This is a genomic window from Haladaptatus sp. DYF46 (assembly GCF_021083305.1).
In the GTDB taxonomy this organism is placed as follows: domain Archaea; phylum Halobacteriota; class Halobacteria; order Halobacteriales; family Haladaptataceae; genus Haladaptatus.
In genome coordinates this window covers 357,357-369,294 of sequence record NZ_JAJFAY010000001.1, presented here as the reverse complement: position 1 = coordinate 369,294, position 11,938 = coordinate 357,357, and the positions used below count along the sequence as shown (strand labels likewise).

The following is an 11,938-nucleotide window of genomic DNA, read 5'->3' as shown; positions in this document are numbered from 1 at the left end:
GGCGGTTCGAAAGTCGAAGAGTGGACGGCATCGATTCGATTTGATCAAAACACCGCCGACGTGTCCGAGACGATACCATCGACGCCAGCGTCCGCCAACGCCGCCGCACCCTCCTCGTCGTCCACCGTCCACGAGTTCACCCGCAAACCTTCTTGGTGTGCTCGTTCCACGAACGCCGCGTCACAGAGGTCCGCTCGTGGATGCACGCAAACACAGTCCAAATCGACGGCCGTGTCGATGCAGTTCGGCCCGCGCTGGTTGATGTAGGCCAGTCGAACGTCGTCGTCTCGCTCTCGAAGGTCCCGGAGGACGTTCGAATCGAACGACGAGAGGAGTATCTCGTTTTCGACGTCCTCCACCGCGTCGAGCACCTCGTCCGCCATCCCGACGTGTTTCAGTTCGAGGTTGATCGCCGTTCCCGCCGGGACCGAACCGAGCGCGGTTTCGAGGCTCGGAACCGTCTCGTCCGAATCGAGAATCGTCAGGCCCCAGAGGACCGACCACGGCGTGTCCTGAACCAGTCCGAACCGATCGGTTACGCGACCGAGTTTCGCGTCGTGAAAGACGACGAGTTCGCCCGACCCGCAGCGCTGAACGTCCATCTCGACGGCGTCCGCATGCTCGGCCGCCGTTCGAAACGCCAGCGGCGTGTTTTCGGGGTAGTCGTCGGCGAACCCGCGATGGGCGATTCGGTCAGTCGGCATAGAACCTCACCAATCGACAGTCGGGACAGAGGTAGCTGTTCAGATACTCGGCACTGAGTCCGAGCGCGCTCAGGAGACCGCCCTCGGTTTGGAGGCTGATTCGCTCCTCGCCGAACGTTTGATGCTCGACGGTTTCCATCGACACGTTACAATCGGGGCAGATGGGCATACCTTCGTTTCGACCCCTGCGAACTTATTTTCCTCCCCATCGTGGCCCCACACATGCGCGCAGTACGCTATCACGAACACGGCGGCCCGGACGTGCTACAGGTGGACGAGATCGACCGACCGGAACCCGACGACGACGAACTGCTGGTGGCGGTTCGCGCCGCAGCGGTGAATCCCGTGGACACCTACTTCCGCGAGGGGTCGTACCAACCGGGCGACCTCCCGTGGATTCCGGGGTCGGATTTCGCCGGAACGGTCGAAGCGGTCGGCGACGAAATAGAAGCGTTCGACGCGGGCGACCGCGTGTTCGGCACCGGACTCGGCAACGACCGCCCCGGAACCTGCGCGGAGTACGTCACGACGCCGACGGATACGGTGGCTCACCTTCCGGACGGCGTCGGTTTCGAGGAGGGTGCGGCCGTCTCCCTCGTCGGCGTCACGGCGTGGCGGGCGCTCATCGACCACGGCGGTCTCGAACCGGCGGAAACGTGCCTCGTCCACGGCGGAAGCGGCGGCGTCGGTCACGTCGCGGTCCAACTCGCTGCCGCGACCGGTGCCCGCGTGACCACGACGGCGAGCGAGGACTACCACGACAGACTCGAAGCAATCGGCGCGAACACGGTTCTCGATTACCGCAGGGACGGCCTCGCGGAGGCCGTGGAGGACGCCGGAAAGCCGGACGTCGTCCTCGACCACCGACTGGACGACTACCTCCAGTTCGACGCGGACGTGTCGGCGACGGGTGCCCGCATCGTCGGCATCGGCAACGAGGACGTTGCGGCCGGGTTCGAGAACGTTCCCGCCGCGCGCTCGAAGGAACTGACGGTAACGCTGATGAGCATGTACAACACGCCGGACATTTCGGCGGTGCTGGCGCGGTTGGCGCGACTCGTGGCGGACGGCGAAGTCGTCCCCGAAATCGCCCGGACCTACTCGTTGGACGGGGTGGCCGACGCACAGCGCGACGTGTTGGAAGAGAGCTTCCTCGGGAAGTTGGTCGTCGAACCGTAGCGACGGACGGCCACACCCGGAGAGGCAACGCGCTTAATTCGCTTGGCTCCCTATCCGAAATACGATGCAGGACAGGCGGGCCGCGGGTTCTGCGGCCTTCGCGCGACTCGGGTCCGAGGTTCGGTCGGCGCTCTCCGAGCGGGGCTTTTCGACGCCGACAGAGCCACAGAAGCGCGCGATTCCGCCGCTCGCCGACGGAAATCACGGGCTGGTCATCGCACCGACCGGGACCGGGAAGACCGAGACGGCGATGTTGCCCGTGTTCGATTCCGTGGCGGAGGCCGACCCCAGATTTGGGATTTCGGTGCTCTACATCACGCCGCTCCGGGCGCTGAACCGCGACATGCGCCAGCGACTGGAGTGGTGGGGCGAGACGCTCGGCGTCGAAATCGACGTGCGTCACGGCGACACCACGGACTACCAGCGCCAGAAGCAGGCGAACGACCCGCCGGACGTGTTGGTGACGACGCCGGAGACGTTGCAGGCGATGCTCACCGGGTCGAAACTCCGGAAAGCGCTGGAGGACGTCCATCACGTCGTCGTGGACGAGGTACACGAACTCGCCAGCGCGAAGCGCGGCGCGCAGTTGACCATTGGGTTGGAGCGGTTGCAGGAACTCTCGGGCGAGTTCCAGCGAATCGGACTGTCGGCGACCGTGGGCGACCCCGAAGAGGTCGGCAAGTTCCTCACCGGCGATAGGGGATGCGAAATCATCGAAGTAGACGTGGGGAGCAAAGTGGATTTTCGGGTCCACGAACCCGAAGTCATCGAGGAGGATAAGCGACTCGCGGGCGAACTGATGACGAACCCGGACATCGCCAGCCACGTCCGGGCGATTCGGGACATTGTCGAGGACCACGGTTCGACGCTCATCTTCGTCAACACGCGCCAGACCGCCGAAGCGCTCGGGTCGCGGTTCAAGGAATTCGGCGCGAACATCGGCGTCCACCACGGAAGCCTCTCGAAGGAGGCCCGAATCGACGTGGAAGACCGGTTCAAGGACGGGGACCTCGACGCCCTGCTCTGTACCTCCTCGATGGAACTCGGCATCGACGTGGGGCGAATCGACCACGTCGTCCAGTACCAGAGTCCGCGCGAGGTTGCGCGGTTGCTTCAGCGCGTCGGAAGGGCGGGGCATCGCATGGACGAGGTGTCGAACGGAACCATCGTCACGTCGAACGCCGACGACGCGCTGGAAGCGATGGCGATAGCCCGACAGGCCGAGGACGGCGACGTGGAACCGGCCCACATACACCACGCGAGTCTGGACACCGTCGCCAACCAGATCGTCGGTCTGGTCATGGACTTCGGCGAAATCGACGCCCGGCGCGCCTACGAAATCGTCACACGGGCCTACCCGTTCCGAAATCTGGACGAGGAGACGTTCAAGGGCGTCGTGCGGGAGATACAGGGCAATCGACTCGTCTGGCTGAACGAGGAGGACGACCGAATCGAGAAGTCTGGCAAGACGTGGCAGTACTTCTACGCCAACCTGTCGATGATTCCCGACGAGGAGACCTACACCGTCCACGACATCGCCAGCGGGTCCCAAATCGGGACATTGGACGAGCGGTTCGTCGTCAACTTCGCGGAACCCGGCGAGGTGTTCATCCAGCGCGGCGAGATGTGGCGCATCGCGGAAATCGACGACGACGAGAGCCGAGTCAACGTTTCGCCCATCGAGGACCCCGGCGGCGAGGTCCCGTCGTGGGTCGGCGAGGAGATTCCCGTTCCGTTCGAAGTCGCGCAGGAAGTCGGCGAGATGCGCGCCGTAGCGGGACCGCAGTTCGAGCGCGGCGCACCCAGAGAAGGCGTGGCGCGTGAGTTCACGAACCGCTACCCGACCGACCAGCATACCGCGGAAACCGCGCTCTCGCAACTCGACAGGCAGGCCGAAACCGACTCGCCGGTTCCGACGGCCGACCGAATCGTGGTGGAGTTCGCCGCCGGGAAGATCGTCGTCAACGCCTGCTTCGGCCACAAGGTGAACGAGACGTTCGGTCGCGTCCTCTCGTCGCTCGTCGGCCAGCGAACCGGGTCCTCGGTCGGGATGGACGTGGACCCCTACCGCATCGAGTTGGACGTTCCGGCGAAGGTGGATGGGCACGAGGTCGTGGCGGTCCTCCGCGAGACCGACCCCGACCACGTCGGCCCGCTCATCGAACTGTCGCTCAAACACTCGGACACGCTGAAGTTCACGCTCGCGCAGGTCGCCGCGAAGTTCGGCGCGCTGAACCGCTGGGAGGGGAACGGTCCCGTCTCCATGGGTCGCCTGCTCGGCGCGTTGGAGGACACGCCGATGTACGACGAGGCGGTGCGGGAGGTGTTCCACGACGACCTCGCCGTCGAAGCGACGGCGGACATCCTCCGGAAAATTCAGGCGGGCGACATCGAAATCGTCCCGACCGGCGGACGAACCCCCGTCGGAAGCGGCGGGCGCTCCTCGGGCCGGGAACTGCTCGCCCCGGAGAACGCCGACGCGAGCGTCATCAACACGGTCAGGGAGCGCATCGAGAACGACCGCGTCATCCTGTTCTGTCTCCACTGTCGGGAGTGGAAGCGCAAGACGACGGTCGGAAAGGTCAACGACCAGCCCAAATGCGTCCAGTGCGGTTCGACCAGGGTCGCCGCGCTCAACCCGTGGGCCGACGAGGTGGTGAAAGCGGTGCGAGCGAAGGACAAGGACGAGGAGCAAGAGAAGATGACCAGACGGGCGTACAACGCCGCGAACCTCGTCCAGAGCCACGGCAAACGCGCCGTCATCGCGCTGGCGGCCCGCGGCGTCGGCCCGCAGAACGCGGCCCGGATTATCGCCAAGTTGCGCGAGGACGAGGACGACTTCTACCGCGACATCCTCGCCAAAGAGCGTCAGTACGCCCGGACGCAGGCGTTCTGGGACTGACCGAATCCTCTCGTTTCGAACAGTTCAGCGAATCCCCCTTTTCCGCGAGGCGACGAACTAAGCCATCCCGTCCGAAACCCCGACCATGACACTCCTCCTGACGGGCTACGAACCCTTCGGCGGCGACGACGAAAACCCGAGCGCGATGGTAGCGAGGGAACTCGACGGCGAGGAAATAGCAGGTCACGAAGTGGTCGGGGAGGTCCTCCCGGTGGAGTTCGACGCGGCGTTCGAGGAGATGCAAGAACTCATCGAAACCCACGACCCGACCGCGATCGTGGCGACCGGTCTCGCGGCGGGACGAGCGGGCATCAGCGTCGAGCGCGTGGGAATCAACGTCAACGACTGTGGCAGCACGCCGGACAACGCGGGTGCGGAGCCGCGAAACGAACGAATCCGAAACGGCGAGACGGCGGGGTACTTCGCCACGCTTCCCGTCGTTTCGGTCGTGGAATCGCTCCTCGACGCCGGGATTCCGGCACACGTCTCGAACACCGCGGGGACACACCTCTGTAACAACGCCCTCTACTCGACGCGAGCGTATCTGGACCGACAGAACCGCGACGTTCCGATGGGCTTCGTCCACCTCCCATGTACGCCGGAACTGGCGGCGAAACACGCGAAGGACGGGGATGGCACAAGCGGCGCGTCGGTGCAACCGAGCATGCCACTGTCGATGCAGAGCGACGCGATACGACGGACGCTCGAAATGACACTCAAAATATAAGTCCAAGATAGTGTCGGGTATCAACTGGATGGAAACAGGGCACTATACCTGATTCGGTGGAGAAGTAACAGAAAACAGTTACTGAAAGATAGAAGACTTATCTCGATCCGTTCGGACACTCCCCTTATGGATTGGGCGAGCCTGTTGTCGTCCGCGACCGAAACGGACCTGACCCGGCGACAGGTACTCTCCGTACTCGGTGGCGGCGGCGTCGCGCTGGGTGGCGGAAAAGCGGCGGACAACGTTCTCATCGGCTACGGCGTTCTCGTCGGGACGAACCTCCACGACCAAGACCTCGGAACGCTCGCACGTGCGCGGTTCGGCCCGACACCGTTCGAGACGACCGTCTCGAACACCCGGATTCGACTCGGCGGCGGGCGTATCGAGGCCCGACGGGGAGACGAACGGCGCTCCGTGTCGCGTTCGGCATCGTCGGCCACGGCGGCGACGGTGGACGACGAACTGGGACTCGAAAACCGACCGGTCGAACAGCTGGTGACGGACCTCGCGGCCATCGAGAGGGGCGAGTTCCGATTCGAGTTTATGGACTACGAGCCGTTTTTCGACCTCGTTCGAGCCGCGGAGCGACGTCCGTTCACCGTGGAGGCGCTCCGCGGAAACCGCTTTCAGCACGTCGACCCGGCGACGATAGCGTCGTTTTCCGGGGCCGACCCCGACCACCCGAAGGCGGTTCTCGAAGGTCTCGTCTCGGGGTTTCGTGACAAGACCTACTACGATGTTCCACGCTACGCCGCCGGGTCGGTGGAGGACAATGTCCTCTTCGGTGCCGCCGACCTACGCCAGTACTTCGAGACGCCCACCGAGTACGAGGCCATCGAATCCGGCGTGACCGCGGGCATGTTCTGTTACGAGTTCACGTGGCGGTCCATCGAGGCGCTGCACTCGGTCCCCGCACATCGCCAACGAATGCCCGTTTTAGGCGCGATGATACACGACGCTCGCCACAAGCACATGTACACGGGCGTCGCGAGCATCGTTCGGCGGGACGGCGAACTGGTCGTTCCGATGACGTTCGTCGACTACACGCACTCGACGCTGTACGAGGACCTTCACCTCCGATGGGTGCTTGGTGAGGGGTTGGAGGCCTACGACGAACGACATCGGGCGACCGAGATTTACTGGCAGCCCTGAGTTCGCTGGCGTGTCGTATGGAAGACTTATGATGGCTCGATAATTCATCCGTCTATGGGCCTCTCTTCGGTCGTGAATGGTTTCCGGACGCACGGGCGTCGCGCACTGGCCCGTCGAATCGGAATCGATACGCGAACGCTCGCCGTCTTCCGTATCTCCATCGGTCTCGTTTTGCTGTCCGACCTCCTGCTCCGGTCGCGAAATCTCGTCGTATTTTACACCGATTCCGGTGTCCTGCCCAGAGCGGTTCTCGAAGCCCAGTTTCCCGATATGTCCCGCCTCACATTTCATACGCTCTCGGGGGCGGTGTGGTTTCAGGCGACGTTGTTCATCGTCGCGGCCATCTTCGCCGTGTCGATGATCGTCGGCTACCGAACGCGGATTTCGACCGTGTTTTCGTTCGTCCTTCTCATGTCACTGCAGTTCCGAAATCCGACGCTTTTGAATTCGGGGGATTTCCTCCTCTGGCGACTGCTCCTCTGGAGTCTATTCCTCCCGTTGGGAGAACGCTGGTCCGTCGACGCGCTCCGCAGCGACGGACACGACCGTCGTATCGCGAATGTCGCAACCGCTGGGATACTGGCTCAAGTGGTCATCGTGTACGTCGCAAACGCGTTGTTCAAACTTCGCGGCGACCTCTGGTTGCAGGGTCTCGCGGTTCGATACGTGTTCAGCCTACACAGTCTCACGACGCCCGTCGGCGACTTGCTCGCGAACTACCCGCCCCTCCTCGTCCTGTTCGACAAACTGTGGCTCGCGATGGTCGTGACATCGGTACTCCTGTTGCTCCTTACCGGGTGGGCACGGGCCGCGTTCGTTTCGTTGTTCGTCGCCATGCACTTCGGAATGCTGTTAACCATGCATCTCAGTATCTTCCCGCTGGTTTCTATCACTGCCCTGATTCTATTCCTCCCGAGCGTCGTTTGGGATGCACTGGCGCGGTTTTCGAAGTCACATACGGAATCGCTCGACACGGCTCGTTGGAGACGGCGATTCGAACGAACGTCCCCCGTCGTTTCGACTCCCGAAATTCCGACCTCGGTTTTCAAATGGATACGACGAGCCGTTTCGCTCGTCGCGGCCTGTCTCCTCGTGTCGGTCCTCGTCTGGAACGCCGCGACGCTGGGGTACGTCCAGACGCCTGACAGCGTGAACGAAGTCGCAAATCCCGTCGCTCATCGATGGAGTATGTTCGCCCCTGAACCGTGGGGGACCGACGGCTGGTTCGTGGTCCCCGGCACGCTCGAATCGGGAAGGCGGGTCGATGCCTTCCGTCAGTCGTCCGTTCGATGGGAACGCCCGTCGGATGCGAGTTTGGGCTTTCCGACTCACCGATGGCAGAAATATCTCCTCGCCGTCCAATCGTCGGGGTACTGGCGTCTTCCTCCTGCGTTCACCCGATACGTCTGTCGACAATGGAACGAAAGTCACGACGACGACCTCGTGAACGTCTCCGTCTACTACGTTCGGCAACCGACGAATCTCGACGGGGAGGAGCCAACGCATCGGGTCAAAATCACGGATCGGTCGTGTGGTACTCGAAATCAGGTCTCGGGGTAAGCCCGAACTACAGCGTCGGCCGGACGAACTCGCGGGCCGTGTCGAAGTGTCGCCGTTCGATGACGATTTCGTCCGCGCGCTCGTTCGCCTCCTCGGGCGACCACTCGTCGGCCGCCTCGCGGATGGCGCGCATCGACGCGGCGCGGACGAGCGCCTCGATGTCCGCGCCGGTATACCCCTCCAGTTCATCGGCCAGCACGTCGAGGTCGATGTCGTCGGCGAGCGGTTTGTCGCCCGCATGGACGGAGAGTATTTTGCGGCGGCCCTCCTCGCCCGGTGCCGGAATCTCGATGTGGGATTCGAGGCGGCCGGGTCGGAGGAGCGCGGGGTCGATGGCCTCTTTGCGGTTCGTTGCGGCGAGGACGACGAGGTTCGGGTTCTCGGTCAGGCCGTCGAGTTCGGTCAGCAGTTGCGAGACGACCCGTTCGGTGACTTCGTGCGATTCGCCGCGCTGTGTCGCGAGCGCGTCGATTTCGTCGAAGAATATGATGGCGGGCGAGGCCTGTCTCGCCCGTTCGAACACCTCGCGAACCGATTTCTCGCTCTCGCCGACGTACCTGTCCAGCAGTTCCGGTCCCGCGACGGAGACGAAGTTCACGTCGCTCTCGCCCGCCAGAGCGCGGGCGAGGAGGGTCTTCCCGGTGCCGGGCGGCCCGTAGAGGAGGACGCCGCTCGGAGGTTCCGTCTTCGTCGCCTCGAACAGGTTAGAGTACGAAAGCGGCCACTCGACGGCTTCGATGAGCGTCTGCTTCGCCTCGTTCAGTCCGCCGACGTCCTCGAAGGAGATCTCGGGCGCTTCGGCGACGAACTCGCGCATCGCGGACGGTTCGACGCTCGCCAGCGCGGTGTTGAAGTCGGCACGGGTCACTTCGACCGAGAGTAACGAATCGTCGTCCGCGCCGTCGTCGCGCGCCCGGCGCAGGGCGGCCATCGCCGCCTCCGTGACGAGCGTGTGGAGGTCGGCACCGACGAACCCGTGGGTGGTCGCGGCGAGGCGTTCGACGGCCACGTCGTCGGCCAGCGGCATCCCGCGGGTGTGGACTTCGAGGATTTCGCGGCGGCCGCCCTCGTCGGGCGCACCGATTTCGATTTCGCGGTCGAAGCGCCCGCCGCGACGGAGCGCCGGGTCGATGGCGTCCACGCGGTTCGTCGCGCCGATGACGACGACTTCCTCGCGGGACTCCAGTCCGTCCATCAGCGAGAGCATCTGTGCGACGAGTCGGTTCTCCATGTCGCTCTCCTCGTCGCGCTTCCCGCCGAGGCTGTCCACCTCGTCGAAGAAGATGATAGCGGGGGCGTTCTCGTTCGCCTCGTTGAAAATCTCGCGGAGGCGCTCCTCGCTTTCGCCCTTGTACTTGCTCATCACTTCCGGGCCGGAGACGGAGACGAAGTGGGCGTTCACCTCGTTCGCCACCGCCTTGGCGATGAGCGTCTTCCCGGTGCCGGGCGGGCCGTAGAGCAGGACGCCCTTCGGCGGGTCGATACCTAATCGGCGGAAGAGTTCGGGGTTCGAGAGCGGGAGTTCGACCATCTCGCGGACGCGGCGGAGTTCCTCGTCCAGTCCGCCGATGTCCTCGTACGCCGCGCTGGTGACGTCCGTCGTGTCGTCGGGGTTCGACGAGGACGTCGAAGCGGACTCGACGAGTTCGGAGAGAGAGACGTTCACGTTCGTGTCGTTCGTCACGCGGACGGTCCCGCCGGGGTTGGTCCGCGAAACGTCGAACAGTCCGGCGTCGCCGAGTCGTTCGATTCGTGCGCGTTCCCCGGATTGGACCGGCCGGTCGAGGAGTTCCCGCTTTACCGCCCGTTCCAGCGTGTCCACGTCGTCGAGCGAGAAGTTCGCCTTCGGAACGACGGTGATGGATTTCGCGTCCGAGACGGAGATGGGCTGAACGGAAACCTCGTCGCCGATTCGAACGCCCGCGTTCGTCCGTGTCTCGGCGTCGATTTGAATGGTGTTTTCGGGCACCGTGCTCGCGGCGGGCCACACCTTGACGACCGTCGTTCCGTCGCCTTTCACGGCGACCGTATCGCCGCTCAACACGCCGAGTTGCTGTCGGGCGTCGTCGGCGATTCGGGCGATGCCTCGCCCCCCGTCGCGCTTTTCCGCACCCCTGACGGTGAGGGCAACCGTCGGTTTATTGGTCATATTCCCTACTCGTCACCCCATCGTCTTCAGGGTTTCCCGGAGAAACCTCCTTGTCGGATGCTACCCATTGTACACGCATGGTTGCTCGAACGGAGCGCGACGATGCCACTTGGTATCGGTGTGAACAGTGCGGACTGATGTTCGACGAGCGGAGCGACGCGGAACAACACGAGGAACACTGCGACGCGGAGGACCCGACGTACATTCAGTAACGAATACCCTCGGGGTGTCGACTGACGACGGATAGCGAACGACGGAGAAGCGAGCAATGGTGTCGGTGTGCGGAACGGTCGAGACGGACTGCGGTGGCATTTCGTCCACCACACGGGATTTTCACTGCTGCCGATAGGTTGAAACGAATAGCCGTCTTGGAGAACCTATGAGCTACGATACCACCATCGGTTGGTCGCTGTTCACGTCCGGGGTCGTCACGCTCCTGTTGAAGGTATTGCCGTACGACTCGCTCTATTGGGGCATCGGACTCCTCGTTCTCGGCGTGGTGGTGATGTCGCGCCGCGTCCTGTAATTCACCCTCTCGGCGGCCCGTGTCACTCCGTACCGTGTGATTTAGATTCACTCTAAAACTGCTATTTGTCAACCCTAATCCATATATTCTTAACCACGGGTCCCCCACGAAAGAACGAATGGCCGACCACCGGCACGAATTCCTCAAGGCGTCGTGGGCCAACGTGGTGACGAACGTCCTCAAAATCGTGGTGGAAGGGGGACTCGGACTCGCGTTCGGAAGCCTCGCCCTCGTCGCCGACGCCGCCCACTCGGTGGCCGACCTGTTGGCGAGCGCGGTCGTACTCGTCTGGGGCCGCCTCTCCTTTCAGGGTCCCGATTCGAACCACCCTCACGGTCACGACCGGGTCGAACCGCTGACCGCCCTGTTCGTCGGCGGGACGCTGGTCCTCCTCGGGTTGAAACTGCTGTACGACGCGGGGCAAGCGATTCGTTCCTCGCCGGAAGCGACGTACAGCATCGCCCTCGTCGGCGGACTCGCCTTCGCCTTCATCGACCGCGCCTTCTGTTACTGGTACACCAAGCGCGTCAATCGAACCGTCGGGTCGTCCGGCCTCGCCGCGCTCGCCGCCGACAGCAAAAACGACCTCTACACCACGTTCGCGGCGATGGTCGGCGTCGCCGGGATGGCCGGCGGATTTCCGGTTCTCGACCCCCTCGCGGGCGGGTTGGTCAGCCTGCTCGTCATCCACCAAGGCATCGAAATCTCGCGGGAGAACGTCAACTATCTGGTGGACACCGCCGCGCCGAAACCCGTCCGCGAGGAGATTCGGGACGAAATCCTGTCCCACGAGGACGTTCACGGTCTTCACGATTTTACCGCGTACCACGCCGGAACGCTGTACGAAATCGAGTTCCACGCCGAAGTCGCCGCCGACCACACGTTCATCGAAGCCCACGACATCGAAACGGACCTCAGAAACAGCCTCATCGCCCGCGACGACGTCGGCGACGTTCACATCCACCTCGACCCCGAAGGGTTGGGCGAGTGGAAGGACGCGGAGGAAGGGCAACCGACCTCGCTCGTCAACTGAACCGCG

Annotated in this window: 11 protein-coding genes; 8 read left to right on the top strand and 3 right to left on the bottom strand. The window is 63.7% G+C overall.

Translation table 11 applies throughout. From position 1 onward, the window contains the following. Positions 1 to 44: 44 nt before the first annotated feature. Both LJF34_RS02020 and LJF34_RS02015 read right to left on the bottom strand, forming a co-directional pair. A complete protein-coding gene (locus LJF34_RS02020) occupies positions 45 to 704 on the bottom strand; it encodes a glycerophosphodiester phosphodiesterase (protein WP_231182960.1) in 660 nt (219 codons plus the stop codon). Then, positions 694 to 873: a hypothetical protein gene (locus LJF34_RS02015; RefSeq protein ID WP_231182959.1), complete on the bottom strand. Its 180-nt coding sequence runs from the start codon at positions 871 to 873 to the stop codon at positions 694 to 696. Before LJF34_RS02015 ends, LJF34_RS02020 begins: the two co-directional genes overlap by 11 nt. Before the next feature lie 53 nt (positions 874 to 926). Here LJF34_RS02015 and LJF34_RS02010 point away from each other — a divergent pair, with 53 nt between their 5' ends. The 5 genes from LJF34_RS02010 to LJF34_RS01990 all read left to right on the top strand — a co-directional run bounded on the left by LJF34_RS02010 (position 927) and on the right by LJF34_RS01990 (position 8,224). Then, complete coding sequence (locus tag LJF34_RS02010; protein WP_231182958.1) at positions 927 to 1,883, top strand: NADPH:quinone reductase; 957 nt, start codon at positions 927 to 929, stop codon at positions 1,881 to 1,883. Between the two features lie 64 nt (positions 1,884 to 1,947). Continuing rightward, positions 1,948 to 4,785 carry a DEAD/DEAH box helicase gene (locus LJF34_RS02005; protein WP_231182957.1) on the top strand — a complete coding sequence of 946 codons (2,838 nt, stop codon included), beginning with the start codon at positions 1,948 to 1,950 and terminating at the stop codon, positions 4,783 to 4,785. Between the two features lie 85 nt (positions 4,786 to 4,870). Then, entirely contained in the window at positions 4,871 to 5,512 is a 642-nt protein-coding gene (locus LJF34_RS02000; RefSeq protein WP_231182956.1) for a peptidase, read from the top strand. A gap of 126 nt (positions 5,513 to 5,638) precedes the next feature. Beyond that, positions 5,639 to 6,664, top strand: coding sequence for a hypothetical protein (locus LJF34_RS01995; protein ID WP_231182955.1), 1,026 nt, complete (start codon positions 5,639 to 5,641; stop codon positions 6,662 to 6,664). A 54-nt stretch (positions 6,665 to 6,718) separates the two neighbouring features. Further along, positions 6,719 to 8,224, top strand: a complete 1,506-nt coding sequence (locus LJF34_RS01990) for an HTTM domain-containing protein (protein WP_231182954.1) — start codon at positions 6,719 to 6,721, stop codon at positions 8,222 to 8,224. 7 nt (positions 8,225 to 8,231) lie between these two features. Here the strand turns inward: LJF34_RS01990 and LJF34_RS01985 are convergent, their stop codons facing one another. After that, on the bottom strand, positions 8,232 to 10,373 hold the full coding sequence (locus tag LJF34_RS01985; protein ID WP_231182953.1) for a CDC48 family AAA ATPase: 2,142 nt from the start codon (positions 10,371 to 10,373) through the stop codon (positions 8,232 to 8,234). 77 nt (positions 10,374 to 10,450) lie between these two features. Here LJF34_RS01985 and LJF34_RS28820 point away from each other — a divergent pair, with 77 nt between their 5' ends. The 3 genes from LJF34_RS28820 (at position 10,451) to LJF34_RS01975 (ending at position 11,932) form a co-directional block, all read left to right on the top strand. Beyond that, positions 10,451 to 10,585, top strand: coding sequence for a hypothetical protein (locus tag LJF34_RS28820; protein ID WP_255665576.1), 135 nt, complete (start codon positions 10,451 to 10,453; stop codon positions 10,583 to 10,585). A gap of 167 nt (positions 10,586 to 10,752) precedes the next feature. Then, positions 10,753 to 10,899, top strand: a complete 147-nt coding sequence (locus LJF34_RS01980) for a hypothetical protein (protein WP_231182952.1) — start codon at positions 10,753 to 10,755, stop codon at positions 10,897 to 10,899. Between the two features lie 118 nt (positions 10,900 to 11,017). Then, a complete protein-coding gene (locus tag LJF34_RS01975) occupies positions 11,018 to 11,932 on the top strand; it encodes a cation diffusion facilitator family transporter (RefSeq protein ID WP_231182951.1) in 915 nt (304 codons plus the stop codon). The last annotated feature ends 6 nt before the right edge of the window (positions 11,933 to 11,938 follow it).